The sequence below is a fragment of the Weissella ceti genome, assembly GCF_018394055.1.
In the GTDB taxonomy this organism is placed as follows: domain Bacteria; phylum Bacillota; class Bacilli; order Lactobacillales; family Lactobacillaceae; genus Weissella; species Weissella ceti.
On record NZ_CP074441.1, the window covers coordinates 1,179,129 to 1,199,758 of the forward strand.

The window sequence follows — 20,630 nt, forward strand, 5'->3', positions numbered from 1 at the left end:
GAAGTGCTTTCGACTGTATTTTTATTGTGCAATAAAACAAAAAAAACACATGTCTGTTTAAAACAGACATGTGTCTAGATGCTTAGGCGCGGCGGTTCATAAAGACATATACCGGCAAACCAAGCAATGTTAATGATAGTCCGATCAATGCCAAACTAAATTGCGTGAACAACGTAATGATAACGATGAACAAACCACTAGCAATCGCAATAATTGGAATCACTGGGTACAAAGGTACCTTGTATGGACGTGGCAAATCTGGTTCGCGACGACGCAAGATAATTACGGCAACAAAGACCATTGTGTAGAACATCCAGATAACGAAGATCAACATGTCAGTCAACATGTCAAATCCACCCATGAACATCAAACCAATTGACAATGCCAATTGGAACAATCCAGCCACAAATGGAATTTGGAAACGGTTCAAACGTGACAATTGCGCTGCGAAAGGCAACATCTTAGCTTGAGCCATCACGTATGGCAAGCGCATTCCAGTCAATGTGTATCCATTCAAAGTTCCAAAGATTGAAACCAAGATACCAACGGTGATCAACTTACCACCCATATCACCAAAGATGATTGAGGCAACGTCCATCGCTGCGTTAGGGTTTCCAGCAAGTGCTTCTGTTGGCAATGTACGAACGAATACCAAGCTAACTAGCATGTAGATAACTGTGATTCCGACCAAACCACCAAGGATGGCACGTGGCAAGTCACGTGATGGGTTCTTCATTTCACCAGCAATGTTACCAACGTGGATCCAACCATCGTAAGCATACATCGTTGCTAGCAAACCAGCACCAAGTGCTGTGATAAATCCACCAGCTTGTGATCCAGCTTCGACTGGGAACAAGCTCACTTCAACGTGACCTGGTTGCAACAAACCGAAGAAGATAATCAATGCCAATGGTACTAACTTGAAGACCAATGTGATTGTTTGGAAGCTTCCAGCAACCTTTGATCCTAAGAAGTTAATCAAAGTAACAAAGACTAGTGCAATAACTCCAACAGGGACAATCATCTTCATGTCCAAGTGGAACAAGTTTACAACTTGCGTTCCAAAGATAACACCTTTAGCGGCGATACTAGCTGGGAAGTAAATAATAACTTGTGCCCAACCTAGTAGGAAGCTCCAAAGCTTTCCATACGCACGTTCGATGTAGACCAACATTCCCCCAGTTTCAGGGATTGCTGCTGCTAATTCCGCACCAGTCAAACCGGCGGCGATACTAACCAAACCACCCAACAACCAAACCAAAAGCGTCATGCTTGTTGATCCAGTAACTTCCGCAACGTTTGATGCCTTAAAGAAAACACCCGCTCCGATAACAGTACCCATGACTGTTGAAATCGCAGGAATTAGGGTCATCATGCGATTCAAGCCTTGTGGACTTGTCGTATTGCTCATGTTTCTAACCTCTACTCGTTCAAATTTATTTTTGTGATTACGTTACTTCAACGACTAACGTAATTTTGAATACCGCTCATTATAGCACTTAAAAAAAACATAAAGAAAACTTTTTGTTAATATTCCTTACACATACGAGTGTCATCATGTAAAGATTGCGAGATATCCGCCCGCAACAACTAACATCAAAGCCCCACCCATACGGTTTCCCATCTGGGCAAATCCAATTAAATCAAGTCGATTAGCAGCACTCAAAACCCCTAGATTTCCAGTACCACCCATTGAATTGTTAACTAATCCAGCCGTAATTGCTGATTCTAGTGGATATAGGCCCATTAGATATCCCAGGAATCCGGCCACAATACTAATAATAACAACGCTCAAAATGACCATTAGCGCCAAACGCCAAGTCACGGTATTCCAAACAACATCCAAATTCAATTTTGTTAATCCAACCCCTGCCAAAACTGCATGAGACAAATTCTTCGTAATTGATTGACTAAATGAAACTGATGCCCGTTCATATTTCAACGGTAAATGTCCAGATAGCTTTACCACCATCACACTCAAAATAATGAATGCATACCGGTTAACTACAGGCACAATGGCATGCAGTAAGGTTCCAACCATGTAGAATGATAAAATAATCATCAACCCAACGCCCATATCAGTTGCATCAGCCCGTTGAAATGAACGTTTCGCAACATTTTTTTGGTTACGTAACAGGACCCCATGACCATCAAATTTTGTATCTTCACCCCATTTTGAGAGCCAACCAGACACAATAATGGCAACGATATTCCCAAAGATAACCGCCGGTAGAATCATTGAAAGATAATCACGACTGACCCCAAAAGCGGAAGCATATAATTCTGATAACGGAATAGCACCTGCGCTAATACCACCACCCATAATTGGAAATCCAACGAATAATAACGTTTGATTGACATCAAACCCAAAGATATAGGCAATTAGTGCTAACGCACCCAATGTAATCCCCATGGATATAAAGGCAACTGGTAAAAACCGTACCGCTGCTTGCGCCATTAATTGACTGCTAATCCCTAAAATAGACCCAACAATCAAAGAAATGATAAAGAAGTCAATGAACTTAACATCACTCAATAGACCTTCAACTGATTCGACCACGTATGGTGGCACAATATTAAACATCGCTAGTGCAGCTGATCCAACTAAGGTCACAACAGCACCACCACCAACATATTTATTTAAAAATGGTACACGTGATCCAACGTTATAAAGCAGGTTTCCCAAGACCAACATCATAAATAGATCACCTAAAATATTTTGCGGATATAAGTCAAAATGGATCAAAATAATCAATAATGACACCATTAGGGCATACATACTTAAGCCCATGCCATCAATTGGCCGCCCGCTAAATTTTTGGAGTGCTGAAGCACTACTTTGTTGTTCTTTTTCTTCTAATCCCATTTTATCCATACTCTCTTAAACCATTAGCACGGGCATAAAACATCTTGCTAATTAAATGACTTTGATTTGATATACATGTGGCTTCCTAAAATTTGTACCACAATCACAACAATTGCTAATGGTACCAAAGAATCGGCGCCCATTAGTCCAACTAATGGTGACACAAGTCCCCCCATCGCATAACGCATCAAGCCCAAAATCCCTGATGCTGCTCCGGTCCCTGTTTCCACATGTTGCATGGCGATTGACGTAGACAAACTGCTGACACCACCAACTGGCGCAACAATTAGGAAAAATGCCAAACACATTAATAACACATTGTTAGACAGTACCACATTCAACCACAATAAACCACCACCAACTAACGAGATGACAATAAAGGCCCCCAAAGCACGGTATTCACCAACCTTCTCAGCTAAACGCGCAGAAAGATGTGCCGCGATTAAGATACCTAGACCATTAATTGCATACACGATTGAAAATTGTAGAATTGATAAGTGATAAATCGTTTCTAAGACAAAAGTTGATCCAGCAATATACGCAAATAATCCAGCCATCATAAGTGCTTGCGTCCAAGCCATGTACATAAATCCTTTATTGTGTCCTAAGGCAATAAAAGATTGTTTTGGTGAGACTTGTTTCGCGCTCACTTCTTGGACTGGTGCAGTTTCCGGAAGGCTTGTATAGATAGCTACCCATAAAATCACACCTAAGATTGCTAATGTAATAAAGGTCATTTGCCAATGTGACATGGCGATAATAACACCACCAATAACGGGTGCCACAATCGGAAAGACACCATTGATCATCTGATTCAAAGCGACGTTTCGTGTTAGTTGTAGTCCTTCAAACGAATCCGCAATAACAGCTAATGACAAAACGATTCCCGCAGAACCACCTAAGCCTTGAATGAAACGGAATAAGATAACTCCGTAAATATTTGGCGTCACAATGATACCAATTGTTGCTAATGTAAAGAGTCCCACACCAACAAGTAATGCGCGACGGCGGCCAACACGATCAGACCAAGGTCCAATAATGATTTGACCAATAGCTAACCCAATCAATGACGCTGTAATCGTCAATTGAATCATTGTTGGTGTTGTATGCAAATTTTGTTGCATTTCTGGTAATCCCGGCAAATATAAGTCCAGTGATAATGGTCCAAATGCGCTCAAGATTCCTAGTAAAAATAACTGTACTGCCCCTAACTTTTGTCGTGCCAAAACAAATCCTCCTTATCACAAAACCACCTATGTTGTGTTACATTATGGCATATTTAACTAACAAAAAATAGGCTTTTTATCGGTCTATGCCTAGCTAACAACAGGGTTCACAAGAATTGTGAGAATCATGTGACTTTGGTATACTCAGGGTAATCTAAAAAAATCAGGTAATTAACATGCGAAATCTTTATAACAAATATGCTCACATTCTGTCATATCTTTTCTGGGGTGTCATGACTACGATTATTAGTCTAGCTTCATATGCTCTGTTCCTATCCGTCTGGAATGTGAACTACCAAATTAGTAACGTCTTATCATGGATTATCTCAGTGACATTCGCCTTCTTTGTGAATAAGTATTTTGTTTTCCATTCAAAGCAATCAGATTTAAAAACACTTCTTATAGAAGGAATGAACTTCTATGGTGCCCGTTTAGGTACACTTTTCATGGAAATGTTTGTATTGTGGGTTGGTGTCAGTGTCTTACAAGGAGATGCTTACCTATGGAAGCTAATTGTCCAAGTTCTTATCTTGGTGGCAAACTACGTCGCAAGTAAGTTTATCTTTAAAAACAAGGCTGCTTAAAGCAACTAAATCGTCATATATCTTAAATTATAAAAAGCAGGTGAACATCATGATGTTCACCTGCTTTTTCGTTATCTTTTATTATTCACACTTACGTGCTTACTTTGACAAATCTACCAAGATCTTAGCTTGAGACTTATCTGTTGTTAGTGTTTCAAATCCCTTTGTTACGATATCATCTAGCACAATTTCATCTGTGATAACAGGTGTCACGTCTAGCAATCCTTGGCTAACCAAATCAACGGTTTGTTGGAATGATTCACGTGAGTAAGCAATAGTTGTTGTTAGCTTAACCCCTGAGTTCATCAATTGCATTGGGTCAAATGAGATTGGCTTAGCAAAGATTGATACAATCACTGAAGTTCCACGAGGCTTTGTACTATCGATTGCTTGTTCGAAAGTTGATTGAACTCCTGCCACTTCAAATGAGACATCCGCTCCACCAGGAATGATTTCCTTGATAGCAGCCACAGTATCGTCAACCTTGGATGGGTTGATGACATCAGTTGCGCCCATAGCCAACGCCTTTTCAAGACGAACATCTGACAAATCAACAACCACAATCTTAGTTGCTCCGGCTGCCTTTGCAGCAGCGGCAACCAAGACACCGATTGGACCTGAACCGAAAATTACGACCTTTTGTCCGAACTTCAATCCACCTTCTTTAACGGCTTGAACCGCAACGGCAGCTGGTTCAATTGTTGCGGCCAAACGTAGTGAGAAGTCTTCTGGGATTGGGTAAATGTTAACTTCCGGTACGTTAACAAATTCTGCGAATCCACCATCAGTACTTAGCCCCAAGAAGCTGTATCCATCGTAGACATCAACGTCATCAGCAGAGTCCATGTGTGTCACTGTTGGGTTGATCGCAACGTGATCCCCTACCTTAACCTTTGTCACATCCTTACCAACACGTTCAACGATTCCTGAGAATTCATGTCCCATTGTGATAGGTGCTTGTCCACCAGTCAATGCATCTTGCTTTTCAACAGGGATAAACACTGGCCCTTCCAAGTATTCGTGCAAGTCACTTCCACAGATTCCTGCGTACGCCACTTTCACAACAACTTCGTTATCCTTCGTTTCCTTCAAGTCCACGTTTTCTACTCGAACGTCCTTAACTCCGTGCCATACTGCTGCCTTCATGATGAATCCTCCCTATGCATATCCTTTTATCTGTTCTCTACACTTTATATTTTAAACTTTTTAAATTAAAAAACAAGCATTAAATTACTTTTTTCACATTCTTTCATCTCCAAGCGTTTCTTTCGTGACAACTCAATAAAATACTGAACAAATCTAAAACACATACTTTAGATTAATTAAACAAGACAATTACCATATTCATAATTAAAGACACAAAAAATGCCCGCAAAACCACCCACAACCTTTGTGGAATGTTTCACGGACGAATACATTCAATTCAACGTTTAAAACGTTTAACTGTTTTAAATTTAAAATTGTCATTGAAATTTCAAGACATTAAGCACGATTCATAATGAACGAACTTTAATTTACATCTCAAAATGAATCAATGGTGGTACATCAGCCTTATCCGATACACGAATATGATCCGCTAGATAGGCTAGTTCATGAGAAATATCTTCTCGATTCGCATGCAAAGTTAGAATCGTGTCACCAACTGTAACCTCATCCCCCAACTTCTTATGCATCGTAATCCCAACACCATAATCTAGGACATCATCCTTAGATGCGCGACCACCACCAAGATACATTGATGCCATTCCCAACGAATCTGCATCCATTTCAGCTAGTACACCAGCTACTTGCGCTGTGAATGGAATATGAAACTCAGCTTGTGGCATTAAGCTGTAATCATTAATAACTTCTGGATTACCGTCTTGCGCAATAATCATTTGTTTGAATGCCTCTAGCGCTGTGCCATCTGTCAATGTAGCTTGCAACATGTCACGTGCTTCAGGTTCAGATGTCGCCTTACCAGCCATCATGACCATTGGCGCTCCAAGTGCAAGACATAGTTGGACTAAGTCAGCTGGTCCATTGCCCTTCAAAGTCTCAATGGTCTCTTGAATTTCTAGTGCATTTCCAATTTCACGACCCAAAGGTTGATTCATATCCGAAATAACAGCCTTCATTTGTAGACCTGCTGCTTTACCGATATCAACTAATGACTTGGCTAACGCCTTCGAATCATCAAGCGTCTTCATAAATGCACCTGAACCAGTCTTCACATCTAAGACCAAAGCATCATTTCCAGTTGCTAGTTTCTTGGACATGATTGAACTAGAAATCAATGAAATTGAATCTACTGTTGCGGTTACATCACGTAGTGCATAGATTTTCTTATCAGCGGGTGCAATATCACCAGTCGCAGAAATAATCGCTGTTCCAACAGAACGGATTTGTTCCTTGAATTGTTCTTCAGTCAAATTAACATTGAAACCGGGAATCGCTTCTAGCTTATCCAATGTCCCACCAGTGTGACCTAACCCACGGCCAGAAATCATCGGTACTTTGATATCTAATGCCGCAACCATTGCCGCTAATGGCAAACTCGTCTTATCGCCCACACCACCTGTTGAATGCTTATCAACCTTAATGCCTGGAATGTCTGACATATCTAAGACATCCCCAGAACGCATCATCGCATCCGTTAAAGCAGCGCGTTCAGTGACATTCATTTCATTGAAGAACACGGTCATCAAAAATGCACTCATTTGGTAATCTGAAATTGTCCCATCTGTATATCCATCGACGACAAATTGAATTTCTTCGCCGGATAACGCTTCCCCATTACGCTTCTTCATCAATACATCGATCATTTTCATACTATTCACCGTCTCCCAATTGATGGTCAGAATTACAAGGTAATTGCTGTTTCAAGCGCCACTAGCATCATGTCCTTGAAGGATGTTTGTCGTTCTTCAGGTGACAGCGCTTCATCACGATAGATATGATCTGATGCCGTTAAAATGTCCAAAGCACGGAACTTCAACTTTGCGCCTAATAGATATAGACCTGCCGCTTCCATCTCGGTACCTAGTACGCCATAATCTTTCAACTTATTCATGTCGATTTCATCATTATAGAAACGATCAGCGGCAAAAATGTTTCCGACCTTAACAGGCACATTTAAATCCTTTGCCTTATGGAAAGCCATGTCTAACAATTCAAAGTCAGGTAAAGCTGACCAGTGAATACCTGGTCCAAACGTCTGCGCAATCACTGCAGAGTCAGTTGATGCCCCTGAGGCCAACACAACATCTCCCAATTCAATGTCATCGGCCATCGCACCAAATGAACCAACACGCATAATATTCTTCACGCCATAAACTGTCGCTAATTCATTCACATAAATCGACATAGATGGAATTCCCATTCCAGATCCTTGTACGGAAACGCGATGCCCCTTGTAAGTTCCGGTGAAGCCCAGCATGCCACGAACATCATTGACTTGCACAACGTCTTCTAAAAAGGTTTCCGCAATGAACTTCGCACGTAATGGATCTCCTGGCAACAAAACTGTTTCTGCGTAATCACCAATCTTGGCATTAATATGTGGTGTCATGTGTCTATCCTCCCAATTATTTCCCGTTAGTTAAGTTAGCTAAGAAACTTTCACCGGCTGGTCCACCGGTAACATTAAAGTTTTCTAGAATGGTTTGTCCTAAGTCAGCAAATGAATGCCTCACACCTAAGTCATGACCAGTGCCCATACTTGGTGAGTACGCCAACAATGGCACTTGCTCACGTGTATGGTCCGTTCCCTTAAAGCCAGGATCATTCCCATGATCGGCTGTTAGGAGTAGTAAATCATCCGGCTTCATGTTAGCCATCACATCACCTAGGCGGGCATCAAAGGCCATTAAGGCTTCTCCCATGCCTTGTGGATCACGGCGGTGCCCATACATCGCATCAAAATCAACTAAATTCGCAAATGCGAAGCCAGTGAAATCAGTCGCAATCCATTTATCAACTTGGTCCATCCCATCCATGTTTGATTCAGTATGCACACCTTCACTAATTCCTTCACCAGAGAAAATGTCATTGACCTTACCAATTCCAATCACCTTGATCCCAGCATCAGACAAACGATTTAAATCAGTTGTCCCATTTGGCTTCAATGTAAAGTCATGACGGTTAGATGTACGTTTGAAACTTGTGCTATCTTCTCCAATAAATGGACGCGCAATAATACGCCCAATCATATTAGGTGCATCATTAACTAACGTACGTGCATATTCACAAATGCGGTACAACTCTTCTAACGGAACTACATCTTCATGCGCTGCAATCTGTAAGACTGAGTCGCCAGATGTATAAATAATGAGCGCGCCTTCATTCACAGCTTGTTGGCCGTAATCACGGATAACATCTGTTCCGGAGTAAGGCTTATTAACTAATAATGGTCGGCCTGAGAATTCAGCTAGCTTATCCATGATTTCTGTGGGGAAACCATTTGGATAAGTTGCTAATTCTGTTTTGACTGGTAGTCCCATCATTTCCCAATGACCGTCCATACTATCTTTACCAGCCGACGTTTCTTGCATCACGCCATAGTCCCCAATAGGGTGCCTAATTGGTTCAACGCCCAAGATAGGCGTTTCGCGTGCAATGTTACCTAAGCCAATTTTTTGTAGGTTTGGTAACTTTAATTTTCCTTGGAAATGCGCTCCCACATGTCCAAGGGTATCTGATCCGACATCCCCATAGTTTGCTGCGTCTGGTGCTTCACCAATGCCAACTGAGTCTAATACAATACTAAAAATACGCTTATAAGCCATCGTCACTCTCCCTTTAAGTAAACGTTTACATATAATTGTCAAAGAAAAGGTAGGGTCAGCCCCTACCTTTTTGTTCCCTTATTTAGTTCTCATGCTGACTAATTTTTAGTAGTCACCTGCGTATTCTTCTTCATTCATGATCGCAACTGACGCACTAACGCCCAAACGGCTTGCGCCTGCTTCAATCATCGCTAAGGCTTCTTCACGTGAGTGAATACCACCGGATGCTTTAACGCCTAAATCTGGTCCAACTGTTGCACGCATAATGCGTACGTCTTCAACCTTAGCACCACCAGTTGAGAATCCTGTTGATGTTTTAACGAAGTCTGCACCACCATCTACCGTCGCTTGGCTAGCAAGAATAATCTCTTCATGTGTTAGTAAAGCTGTTTCGATAATCACCTTCAAAATTGCACCACGTTGATGCGCTGCTTCAGCTAATTGATGAATTTCATCTGTCACCATTGCAACGTTACCCGCCTTTAGTTCACCAACATTGATGACCATATCAACTTCTGTCGCACCATTTTCGATGGCATCTACTGTTTCCGCGACCTTAATCGCTGTTGTATTGGCACCCAAAGGGAATCCAATTACCGTACATGTGGCAACGTTTGTGCCCTTCAAAGCATCAGATACCGTTGAAACCCAGTATGGGTTAATACACACTGACGCAAAATCGTATTGCTTGGCTTCCGCAACAATTTGCATCACTTGTTCCTTAGTTGCATTGGCCTTCAATAGGGTGTGGTCCATTGTCTTGGCCAATTCTTGTAGTGTCATCGTCATAACGTGATCTCCTTATAATGTAAGAAATAAAAGTGTCTATGAGATTGCCCTAGCTCTCATGATTAACGACAGTCTCCACGCCACACCACTGCCACCCGCTGCGTTTTTTGCAAACGCTTACAAAAGTAAGTTTAACTGCCGTAGCCAGGATTGTCAATTAAAAGGTATTTTGTGAAACGTTTTAACACAAAAGGTGGCTTGGTCCCCTCATATAAAGCGGTACGGACCAGTTTTGATTTTGTGAAACAACCAAAATTTTTTTGATAAAATTCAGCGGATTGGTCTATACATGTCACTTTATTTGCATAAGTGACACTGTGCCATTTTAAACCAGTTCCTTAAAAAGAACTGGTATACCTTTGGTATACATATGCCATTCAAAAAACCTATAAATAAGGCTTTCCTTTTAGTTTGAAAACGGTTACATTATGTGTGTAAGGAAGTTGTAGTATATGTTTATTTCTTAAATTCATTGTTTTTTCGGAGGAAACAGTTATGAATGATAAAGTTACACAGTTTTTAGAAAAGTATTTACAGCCGGTCGGGGTTAAACTTGCCGCTAACAAGCCGCTTAACGCTATCCGTGATGGAATCGCACTAAGTATGCCACTTGTTATTGTTGGTTCAATGGCTTTGTTGATTGCCAACGGATTCTCAATCGACCCATTTAAGATGTGGTTGATGGACAACGGTATCTTTGATTGGTTGGTAAAGATCGTTAATTCAAGTTTCGGTTTGATTGGTTTGGTTGCTTCATTTGGAATCGCCTACCGTTACGCTGAATCACACGGTAGTGATGCCCTATCAGCCGGTGTCCTATCTCTTGCAAGTTTCTTCTTAATCACCCCAGACTTGATGGGTGGGCCTGAAGGTTTGCAAACTGGAATTGCTTACAGCTTCTTGGGAGCTGGTGGTTTGTTCGCCGCAATTCTAGTGGCCTTGATCAGTACAGCCATCTTCAATTGGTTCGTTAAGAACAACATTCGAATTAAGATGCCTGACGGTGTGCCACCTGCAGTATCAAATTCATTCGCTGCCTTGATTCCTGGCTTCGTAATCCTTGTCTTCTGGGGACTTGTTTACGCCGGAATGGCCGTCACACCATTTGAAAACATTCACCAAGTTCTACAAGTTTTGCTAGGACAACCATTGAGCGCCTTTGGTGGTTCATTGACTGGTGCGATTGTTGTGACAATTTTGACTTCTCTTCTATGGTTCATTGGTATCCACGGTGGTAACATCACTGGTGCTGTTATGAGCCCAATCTGGTTGGCATTGATGGCTGAAAACTTGAGTGCTTACCAAGCTGATCCAAATGCCGTTATGCCACACATCGTGACACAACCATTTATGGACTTCTTCGTCTACCTAGGTGGTGGAGGTGCAACCCTTGGACTAGTTTTGGCCATGTGGATTGTTGCTAAGTCTAAGCGTTACAAGACCCTTGAAAAGTTGATCACACCTCCTGGTATGTTCAACATTAACGAACCTACAATGTTCGGTGTCCCTGTTGTTTTGAACGTTAGCTTGATTATTCCATTCGTTATGGTGCCAGTTATTAACGCCATCATCACTTACACAGCGATGGCAACTGGACTTGTCCACGCAACTGTCGGAGTTGTTGTTCCTTGGGTTACACCACCAATCATCTCAGGATTCTTGGCTACAGGTTCACACATCTCTGGTGCCCTACTACAAATTGTCTTGATCGTAATCGACGTTGCCCTATACATTCCATTCATGCGTAATGTTGACCGCATGGAATACAAGAAGGAATTGGCAACAGTTGAAAACTAATTTAGATATACAGGAGGTTAACAGATGCATGAATTAGGTGTTTCAATCTATCCATCGCAATCTTCATTTGAAGACATGCGAGACTATTTAGACACAGCTAGTCGCTTAGGCTACACACGTATCTTTACCTCACTATTAGAAGTGACGGGTGATACAGCAGAAGTCGTGTCTAAGTTTAAGAACATTATCCAACATGGTAATAGCCTGAATATGGCCACAACCATTGATATCAACCCTAACTTGTTTAAGCAATTGGGGATTACGTACGACGATCTAAGTTTCTTCAATGATTTGGGAGCGGCCTCTATCCGACTTGATGAAGGATTCACTGGCTATGAAGAAGCGAAGATGACGTACAATCCTTACAACATTAAAATTGAAACAAATATCTCACGTGGCCAACACTACATTGATATGGTTTGGGACTTCGGTCCTAACCCACGTAACTTGATTGGTTCACACAATTTCTACCCCCAAGTTCGTACTGGTTTAGAACAAGGTTACTTCGTTGATACAACTAAGCGTTATAAACAATACAATCTAGAAACATCTGCCTTCATCGATGGTGATACAGGAAAGCTTGGGCCTTGGCCATTGGCTGACAAGATGGTTTCTATGGAAGCACAACGTCAAATGTCATCAACGAGCCAGGTTCAACTGCTTAAGCAATTGAATGTGATCGACAATTTGTTTATCTCAAGTTCATTACTTGAAGCTAGCGAACTAGAAACGATCCGTGATGCTTATCTAACCCCCTACCCGGTTCTAGAAGTCGAGTTATCAGATAGTATTTCAGATTTGGAAAAGAAGATTGTGACTGAAGAAATTCACCTATACCGTGGTGACTTCTCTGGTTACATGATTCGATCATCTCAACCACGCGTTAAATACGCGAAGGAATCTGTCCCTGCGCACAACTTGAACGATATTCAAGTCGGTGACATCGTCATTGGAAATGATTCATTTGGTCAATATAAGGGCGAACTACAAGTCGCGCTTAAGCCTTGGACAAATGACGGCCACTACAATGTCGTTGGACATGTAAAAACATCAAATGTACCTGTGCTTGAAAGTATCAAGCCATGGCAAACATTCACTCTAACCCAACAATAAAGGAGGCCTTATCATGGCTGAAAAAGTAATTATGCTAGCTTGTGCTGCTGGAATGTCTACATCACTAATGGTTCAAAAGATCCAAGAAGCTGCGGCTAAGGATGGTAAGGAATACGACGTCTTTGCTAAGTCTACTGCTGACGTAGAATCACAATTGAACTCAGATAAGATTCCTGACGTTGTCTTGCTTGGCCCTCAAGTTTCATACTTGAAGGATGACATCAAGGCTAAGACAGATGCTAAGGGGATTCCAATGGACGTTATGAACATGATGGACTACGGAATGATGAACGGTGAAAAGATTTTGAAGTTCGCCGAAGATTTGATGGAGGACTAAGCCATGGATGAACAATACATGCAAGTTGTGATGGGAATCATCATGCACGCTGGTAACTCAAAGGGTTTGGCTCACGAGGCTTTGGCTGCGGCTAAGACTGGTGATTTCGAAGCTGCGCATGATTTCATGTCAAAGGCTGACAGTGCCCTATCAGAAGCACACAATGTACAAACTGACATGCTAACTAAAGAAGCACAAGGTGAACACACTGAAGTGAACCTATACATGGTTCACGCTCAAGATCACTTGATGAACGCAATCACTTATAAAGACCTTGTTAAGGAGTTCATCGAACTCTACGAAACAAAGGTATAAAACTAAAATAAGCCCCACACAAAACTCTCTCCTTTGTGTGGGGCTTTTAGTATGTATTTAAATAAACACCCGTGAATCAATTACTGTTCATTCGGTATGAGATAACAATAAACACACTCCCTAAGATGACTAATAGGCCAATGAATACAACATCTGGTGGTGTAATAACGTAGCCCATTACAATGTTGAAGGCTAGATATGCAACACCCACGATTAGACTAGCGTTTCCTTGCCATCGTAAGTTTTTTGCCTTATCTTTTGGCCAATACCTTTTATTAATCTGTGCTGCAATAATCCCTACAAGGGCAATCAATATCGGTACAATTGGATTTAACATGGCTATACTTCCCCTCTTATGTGACTCTTCATGTCACAACCATATGATAGATTGTCTCAAGTATATCGAAATATATAAAACACGCATGAAACTTTACAACTTATTAAAACACAAGTATATTAAAATTAACAATATTCAAAGACATTCTACTTTTTAAAAGGAGATACATATTATGAAAAAAACAACACTTAGTTCAATCACTAGCGGACTTGGTGTCTTAATTGCCATTAATTTATTTCAATTCCTAGATGATAAATTTTCAGACACAGTCCAATGGACAATCGTTTTCTTTGTATTATTAATCATAAATTATGTGCCTACTTTGTTCATCAAGACAATTGATGATTCCGAAAAACAAAAAGCCTTTAGAAAAAATCATCCAACAATCCTCTTCTTATTTATTGCACTCTTTGTTTTCTTTGGCCTATTTACAATGTTTACGATTGTATCTACTGGCTCAATTAACAACGGTATCTTTAATTTGGCATCTGGAATTGCTGCACTAGGTCTTTCAGGTTACGAATCATACAAAATTATTGCAAAGAAATAAAACCCACCAAAGCTCACGCTTTAGTGGGTTTTTGTCTGTTTATAATTCTTAAATAGGGAACTCAGTGTATCCCTCATGCAAACTTCTTGAGTTAAGCGTTACTATTATCGTGAATTACTAACCAATACAAAAACGACCACTCAGTTAATACTAAGTAGCCGCATTTTAACGTCCTCTAACGCATTAATTTACTTTTATAGGTATTTACCAGTCACAGAATTAGGATCCGTTACAGAACCTTCTGGTGTCCCTGTATAGATGATTTGCCCACCAGCCTTACCCCCAGTTGGTCCCATATCAATCATCCAATCTGCTTGACGAATCACATCAACATTGTGTTCGATAATAACGACCGTATTTCCGTTATCAACTAAGCGGTTTAGGATTTCAAGAATCAAACTAATGTCTGACATGTGTAGTCCGGTAGTTGGTTCGTCCAGAACATAGATACCGTTCTTTCCAGATAGTTCCTTAGCCAACTTCAAACGTTGGGCTTCACCACCTGATAGTGTATCTAACCCTTGACCAAGACTTAGATAACCCAGTCCTACATCAACTAATTGTTGGATTTTCTTCAAGATTGGCTTTGCTTCAAAGTAGTCCAACGCAGATTCGACGGTCATATCCATCACTTCCACAATGTTCTTATTTTTGTACGTGTATTGTAGAACGAAGTCTTCAAAACGTGTGCCATGACAACGTGGACATTCAATATCATTTTGGTCCATGTATGACATGTTTAGTTGCAGCTTTCCAGTTCCATTACATTCCGTACATGCACCCTTTGAGTTGTAGCTGAAGTAACCATTATCGACATCATTTTCTGTCGCAAACAATTTACGAATTGGTGTCATCAAATCCATGTATGTCGCTGGGTTTGAGCGACTATTTGTATGAATTGACTTTTGATCAATGTAAATTGCCTCAGGATGTTCTTGTAAGAAGACTCCTTGAATCAATGAACTCTTTCCCGAACCAGCTACTCCTGTCAAAACAGTCAGAACATGTTCTGGTAGTTCCAAGGCTACATCCTTCAAATTGTGTAAATGACTTGTCTTCGTCTTGATTGTTGTGGTGATAGCACGTGGCTTTTCCTTGAATGGCATGGCGTTATCTAGGAAACGTCCAGTCAATGTATCTGACTTTAGTAACCCCGCGTAATCACCAGTGTACATCACGTTACCACCGTGCACGCCTGCCTTAGGGCCAACGTCCACAATATAATCCGCAATCTTAATCACATCTGGGTCATGTTCGACGACCAAGACAGTATTACCATTATCACGAATTTGACGCAGTAGTTCATTCAAACGATGCACGTCCTTAGGATGTAGTCCAGTACTCGGTTCATCAAAGATATACACCATGTCGGTCAAACTACTTGATAGATTCTTCATCATCTTGACACGTTGTGATTCACCACCTGAGAGTGAGCTTGTTTCACGCGTTAGATTCATGTAGCCAAGCCCAATATTAATCAAGTTATTGGCACGGCCCAAGATACCATCAATAAGCCCCTTGGCTGTTTCAGGTACAGATAGTTTAGATAGTACTTCTACTAAGTCATCCAATTCCATATCTGTTAGATCAAAAATAGAATACCCATCAATCTTTGAACTTAGGACATCATCGTTGTAACGCGCACCATGACAATCAGGACATTCTTCAGCGATACTGAAGTCTTCCATAATCTTGGCTGATGTCTTTGTTTGTTCCTTGTCTGTCTTCACTTGTGTACGAATGAAGTGCGTTACAAAACCTTCGTACGTAACTTCTAGCTTTGACTTCTTGTAGGTGATTTCAACCCTAGTTGCCTCGCCATACAAGAATTGGTGCCACTCTTCATCAGTGTAATCTTCCAACGCTTTATCGTTATCAAAGAAACCTGATTCTGCGAACATACGCCATTGCATGCTATCTACCTTGTAACCAGGATAGATGAACGGCCCTTCATTCAATGACTTTGTCTTATCAAACGCAGCATCAATGTTTAGGGTGATAATTCGTCCCAAACCTTCACAGGTTAGACACATTCCCTGTGGATCATTGAATGAGAATTGGTTAGCGTAATCACCAATGTGGGGATGTCCGACACGTGAAAACAAGATACGGAACAATGAATTAATGTCCGTTGTGGTCCCCATCGTTGAACGAGCATTCCCACCCATCGGCTTTTGATTAACGATGATTACCGGTGAGATACCTGTAATATCGTCAATATCAGGCCGCTTATATTTTGGCAAAAATGTACGTACAATCCCCGTGTATGTTTCATTCATTTGACGTCCTGATTCTTGAGCAATTGTATCGAAGACAATTGATGACTTCCCTGATCCTGAAACCCCAGTAAAAATAGAGATTTTATTCTTTGGAATTTCAAGGCTGATGTTCTTTAAGTTATTTTCTCGTGCATTCGTCAGTACAATTTTGTCTGGCATATTCCCACCCATACCTTCATTTAATAACAACACTTACATTCTTAATTATACAGAACACATATCAAAAGCACAGTGTCACTATTTCAAATGATTTTAAATAAAAAAAGACGCCCTAAGGCGCCTTTAATTTTGTTTATCTAATTATTTAGGGACTATTAATACACTTTGCTCAACGTTTACGATGTGTAAAGGTACGCCAAATGTATTTGACAACAAGTTCTCATCTAACATAGTCGGAACTATTCCTGACAATAGGTTCTCCTGATTATTCATCAACCAGATATTGTCCCCTACATTAAAAGCCTGCGTTAAATCATGTAAGACCATCAAGACCGTGAATCGGCGTTGCTTTTGTAAGGTCGTTAGCGCTTGTAAGAATAATTGTTGGTAACGCAGATCAAGATATGTTGTTGGCTCATCTAATAATAATAGGTCTGGTTTTTGATGTAAGACATAACCTAACCAAGCTAATTGGCGTTGTCCACCCGATAGCTGATCCATCTGCTTATCCAGTAAAGCTGTTAACTGTAATAAGTCTACGACTTCTTCATCGATATCATTACTTTGAATCGTCAACAATTCACGAACCGTTAACGGTTCGAAGAGTTCATTATGTTGTGCTAACAGCGCAATTCTTTCTGGCACATCTTTAATTTCACCAGTAGTTGGTTGAAGCTGTTTTGTAATCAAATTGAATAATGTTGATTTTCCGACACCATTCGGTCCAATTAAACAGGTGATTTCATGATCGATTAGTTGCGCGCTAACATTATTTAAAATGACTTTGTCACCTACTGAATATGAAAGATGATTTAGTTCTACCATACTATTTACCACCCTTCATAAGTAACAGAACAAACAACGGTCCACTAATCGCTAACAACACCGCACCAGTTGATAATTCAGTTGGTGCCACAATTGTTCGTGCAATTGTATCAGCGTTCAATAACAATAGACTGCCGCATAAGCCAGTTGGCATAAACAAGGCTTGTGACTTAGCATGCGGTGCGATAAACCGTGTAATCTGTGGCAATACTGCGCCTAAAAAGAAGATAACCCCTAAGAGACTTGTCACCGCTCCAGACCATAGTCCCACAGTCCCTAGAACAAGATATACTGTCTTATGCTCTGATATTTTTAACAGACTTAGCTGTTCTGATGACAATGCAAAGTATTTCAGATTAGGCCAGACAACAATTAATCCCATTAATCCTATTAATAAGATAACTAGTAGTTGGATAGTCTGGCTTAAAGTTACCGTACTCAGAGTTGGTAGTGGCACGCCAAAGCCCGTTGTTGTTAATTGCGTCAGCGCTTGGAAGGTCATTGCTGTCGCAATTCCCATCAAAATTAATTGCATAGTTGTACGTTGCTTTGGCATAACAATCCGCCAACCAATACTAATAATGACGCCACAGAAACTCGCTACCAAGACATTAATTGTCGTAAGCATGGGCATTAACACAATCAGACACAACATCAAAAATTGAGCGCCATTCATCATCCCCAAAATAGACGTATCAATTAATCGATTGCGTAATACAAGTTGAATCAACACACTACTCCAACCGATCATTGCACCACCTACGACAGCGGTAATAATCCGTGGTAGTCGATAATGGATGATTAATTGCCACGCTTCTGGCTTCGCTTGAATCAAATTCTGTGGATTTATATACGTACTTCCTAACAAGAAAGCCGCCCCAATACTAAGAATAAGGGCGGCTGTTAGGACGCCGGTATATGCTTTAGGCATAACTGGTCTCCTTTTTATTTAGACTTTACTTCCGCAAGCCAATCTTGAATTTGCTTAAATGCTTGTGGTGCATTCAAATTAGCAGTCATGCCAAAAATTGGTTCTTTAGCTTGATAAACATGCTTATTTTTTACAGCGCGCATTTGTTGCCAATTAGCGGATTGCAATGTTTCTTTGAAACTTGCAAAGACACTATCTTCCATCGCATGAGCCATGGTAATAATCACGTCGGGTTGTTCATGAACAAGTTGTTCCATATTTGGTTGGACATAGTCACTCTTTGCATCACTAGTGGTCATAATTTCACCACCGGCACGTTCGACTAAATCCCCAACATAACTATACTTCGTTCCAGCTAAGAATGATCCACCTGGCATACCCATCAAAAGTAACACTTTGGGATGCTTAGTCATTTTTCGGTCTTTTAAATCTAACGTTCTGTTTAATTTAACCGCTTCTTGTTCTTTACCAAAAGTATCACCTAACTTAGTGATACTATCTTGTAAATTAGCGACTGTTTTAAAATTAAGTACTTCAACTTTAATACCATCACTAGTTAATCGCTTCTTGTAATCATCAATCAGTGCTGCATCCACGTAGACGGCATCTGGCTTTAGCGACCCAATTTTTTCCATGTTGGGTGACACATGATTGCCTACTTGCGGTAACTCAGCATAACGAGTTGGTACTTGTTTATTCGTACCCGGCGTAGCAACACCTACAACTTGCTCAATTCCTAATTGATCAAACACTTCACTCTGTGCATTAGTTGTTGTTACTACCCGCTTAAATGCTTGATCTGAATTACCAGGCGTCATTTGAGCAAACGCCAACCATAACCAGCCCCCAGCCAATAAGACAAGTACAAGTACACATCCGGCCATCAATCGTAATTGTGTTTTTGTCATATTATTTCTTTCTTGATGTAAACCAAATCACAGCACCTGCCGCTAAAATACCGACTGCTAAACCACTACCAATAAAGATAAGAATTTTATTCGTTACGTCTGACTTCTTAGCTGCATGATTCTGCTTACTACGTTCCGTCATTCTAGATTCCTTTGCCTGACTGTCTGCAGACTTCTTGTTTGTGCTATATCCAAACGCAGATTCTTTTTTAGCAGGTTCATGCTCGCTTGATGCTTTCTTTGTTTCGACGTCTGATAATTCAGACATAGCTTTTGTCTTCTCTGTAGATGACATATCTGCTCGCTTGGATGTCGTAATTTCTTGTTTCTTGGCTTGCTTGTCAGCTTGCGAAGCTACTTCTCGTGTAGTCATTTTTTTCGTAGACTTCATCTGGGTAGGTTCTTTAATAGAGCTAGCATCAATTTGTAGCCCAACATTGTAAACATGATGATAATTGATGCTATCCACATCAACCTTAATGACCGCATTCTGTCGTGCACTTAAATTATTCGTTTGAAACGAGTAAGTGATAGTTTGCGTCTGACCGTTAGCTGACTTCGACGTATTAGCTGCCCCACCATTAATACTCATAATCTGGACTGGGTAATTTCCCAATGATTTATTTGTTGTTACGCTTGAAGTAATAGTATATTGGCCATTACCCAGCGGCGTGACACTGGCAACATTTGAAAAATATGATGCCGCGTAAGACGTTTGGTTTGTTCCCTCTTTCAACACAGATAGCGGAACTGTCTGTGTGTTCGCACTAGTGATCGGCACCCCCACAAACAATGCACTGATTGCCAGGAACAGTGTAATTAAAATATTTTTCTTGATGTTCATCATT

The 20,630-nt window shown here is 40.8% G+C and carries 20 protein-coding genes; 6 read left to right on the forward strand and 14 right to left on the reverse strand.

Going from position 1 to position 20,630, the window contains the following annotated elements; genetic code table 11:
• Window positions 1-82 precede the first annotated feature (82 nt).
• The 3 genes from KHQ31_RS06160 to KHQ31_RS06170 all read right to left on the reverse strand — a co-directional run bounded on the left by KHQ31_RS06160 (window position 83) and on the right by KHQ31_RS06170 (window position 4,092).
• Window positions 83-1,411, reverse strand: a complete 1,329-nt coding sequence (locus tag KHQ31_RS06160; RefSeq protein WP_213408721.1) for an APC family permease — start codon at window positions 1,409-1,411, stop codon at window positions 83-85.
• A gap of 144 nt (window positions 1,412-1,555) precedes the next feature.
• A complete protein-coding gene (locus tag KHQ31_RS06165; RefSeq protein ID WP_213408722.1) occupies window positions 1,556-2,866 on the reverse strand; it encodes a 2-hydroxycarboxylate transporter family protein in 1,311 nt (436 codons plus the stop codon).
• A gap of 47 nt (window positions 2,867-2,913) precedes the next feature.
• Window positions 2,914-4,092, reverse strand: coding sequence for a multidrug effflux MFS transporter (locus KHQ31_RS06170; protein WP_213408723.1), 1,179 nt, complete (start codon window positions 4,090-4,092; stop codon window positions 2,914-2,916).
• Window positions 4,093-4,268: 176 nt separating this feature from the next.
• Here KHQ31_RS06170 and KHQ31_RS06175 point away from each other — a divergent pair, with 176 nt between their 5' ends.
• Entirely contained in the window at window positions 4,269-4,676 is a 408-nt protein-coding gene (locus KHQ31_RS06175; protein WP_264336015.1) for a GtrA family protein, read from the forward strand.
• Window positions 4,677-4,775: 99 nt separating this feature from the next.
• Here the strand turns inward: KHQ31_RS06175 and KHQ31_RS06180 are convergent, their stop codons facing one another.
• The 5 genes from KHQ31_RS06180 to deoC all read right to left on the reverse strand — a co-directional run bounded on the left by KHQ31_RS06180 (window position 4,776) and on the right by deoC (window position 10,231).
• Complete coding sequence (locus tag KHQ31_RS06180) at window positions 4,776-5,822, reverse strand: 2,3-butanediol dehydrogenase (protein WP_213408725.1); 1,047 nt, start codon at window positions 5,820-5,822, stop codon at window positions 4,776-4,778.
• 368 nt (window positions 5,823-6,190) lie between these two features.
• The gene (locus KHQ31_RS06185) at window positions 6,191-7,486 is read right to left on the reverse strand and encodes a thymidine phosphorylase (RefSeq protein WP_213408726.1); all 1,296 of its coding nucleotides are present in this window, start codon (window positions 7,484-7,486) and stop codon (window positions 6,191-6,193) included.
• A 32-nt stretch (window positions 7,487-7,518) separates the two neighbouring features.
• On the reverse strand, window positions 7,519-8,226 hold the full coding sequence (gene deoD, locus KHQ31_RS06190) for a purine-nucleoside phosphorylase (protein ID WP_213408727.1): 708 nt from the start codon (window positions 8,224-8,226) through the stop codon (window positions 7,519-7,521).
• A 16-nt stretch (window positions 8,227-8,242) separates the two neighbouring features.
• Window positions 8,243-9,442: a phosphopentomutase gene (locus tag KHQ31_RS06195; RefSeq protein WP_213408728.1), complete on the reverse strand. Its 1,200-nt coding sequence runs from the start codon at window positions 9,440-9,442 to the stop codon at window positions 8,243-8,245.
• Window positions 9,443-9,547: 105 nt separating this feature from the next.
• A complete protein-coding gene (gene deoC, locus KHQ31_RS06200) occupies window positions 9,548-10,231 on the reverse strand; it encodes a deoxyribose-phosphate aldolase (RefSeq protein WP_213408729.1) in 684 nt (227 codons plus the stop codon).
• Between the two features lie 495 nt (window positions 10,232-10,726).
• Here deoC and celB point away from each other — a divergent pair, with 495 nt between their 5' ends.
• Genes celB through KHQ31_RS06220 form a run of 4 tightly spaced genes read left to right on the forward strand, consistent with a single transcriptional unit; the run spans window position 10,727 to window position 13,793 of the window.
• Window positions 10,727-12,028: a PTS cellobiose transporter subunit IIC gene (celB, locus tag KHQ31_RS06205; RefSeq protein ID WP_213408730.1), complete on the forward strand. Its 1,302-nt coding sequence runs from the start codon at window positions 10,727-10,729 to the stop codon at window positions 12,026-12,028.
• A gap of 24 nt (window positions 12,029-12,052) precedes the next feature.
• Entirely contained in the window at window positions 12,053-13,141 is a 1,089-nt protein-coding gene (locus KHQ31_RS06210; RefSeq protein WP_213408731.1) for a DUF871 domain-containing protein, read from the forward strand.
• A gap of 13 nt (window positions 13,142-13,154) precedes the next feature.
• Window positions 13,155-13,478: a PTS sugar transporter subunit IIB gene (locus KHQ31_RS06215; RefSeq protein ID WP_213408732.1), complete on the forward strand. Its 324-nt coding sequence runs from the start codon at window positions 13,155-13,157 to the stop codon at window positions 13,476-13,478.
• Between the two features lie 3 nt (window positions 13,479-13,481).
• Entirely contained in the window at window positions 13,482-13,793 is a 312-nt protein-coding gene (locus KHQ31_RS06220) for a PTS lactose/cellobiose transporter subunit IIA (RefSeq protein WP_213408733.1), read from the forward strand.
• Window positions 13,794-13,869: 76 nt separating this feature from the next.
• Here the strand turns inward: KHQ31_RS06220 and KHQ31_RS06225 are convergent, their stop codons facing one another.
• On the reverse strand, window positions 13,870-14,130 hold the full coding sequence (locus KHQ31_RS06225; RefSeq protein WP_213408734.1) for a hypothetical protein: 261 nt from the start codon (window positions 14,128-14,130) through the stop codon (window positions 13,870-13,872).
• Window positions 14,131-14,302: 172 nt separating this feature from the next.
• Between KHQ31_RS06225 and KHQ31_RS06230 the strand changes: the two genes are divergently transcribed.
• The gene (locus KHQ31_RS06230; protein WP_213408735.1) at window positions 14,303-14,680 is read left to right on the forward strand and encodes a hypothetical protein; all 378 of its coding nucleotides are present in this window, start codon (window positions 14,303-14,305) and stop codon (window positions 14,678-14,680) included.
• Between the two features lie 194 nt (window positions 14,681-14,874).
• Here the strand turns inward: KHQ31_RS06230 and KHQ31_RS06235 are convergent, their stop codons facing one another.
• From KHQ31_RS06235 to KHQ31_RS06255, 5 genes are all read right to left on the reverse strand, one after another.
• Entirely contained in the window at window positions 14,875-17,118 is a 2,244-nt protein-coding gene (locus tag KHQ31_RS06235; protein ID WP_213408736.1) for an ATP-binding cassette domain-containing protein, read from the reverse strand.
• A gap of 141 nt (window positions 17,119-17,259) precedes the next feature.
• Complete coding sequence (locus KHQ31_RS06240; protein ID WP_213408737.1) at window positions 17,260-17,943, reverse strand: ABC transporter ATP-binding protein; 684 nt, start codon at window positions 17,941-17,943, stop codon at window positions 17,260-17,262.
• A gap of 1 nt (window position 17,944) precedes the next feature.
• Window positions 17,945-18,874: an iron chelate uptake ABC transporter family permease subunit gene (locus KHQ31_RS06245; RefSeq protein WP_213408738.1), complete on the reverse strand. Its 930-nt coding sequence runs from the start codon at window positions 18,872-18,874 to the stop codon at window positions 17,945-17,947.
• A 14-nt stretch (window positions 18,875-18,888) separates the two neighbouring features.
• Window positions 18,889-19,782: an ABC transporter substrate-binding protein gene (locus tag KHQ31_RS06250; RefSeq protein ID WP_213408739.1), complete on the reverse strand. Its 894-nt coding sequence runs from the start codon at window positions 19,780-19,782 to the stop codon at window positions 18,889-18,891.
• 1 nt (window position 19,783) lies between these two features.
• The gene (locus tag KHQ31_RS06255) at window positions 19,784-20,629 is read right to left on the reverse strand and encodes an NEAT domain-containing protein (protein ID WP_213408740.1); all 846 of its coding nucleotides are present in this window, start codon (window positions 20,627-20,629) and stop codon (window positions 19,784-19,786) included.
• Window position 20,630: the final 1 nt, after the last annotated feature.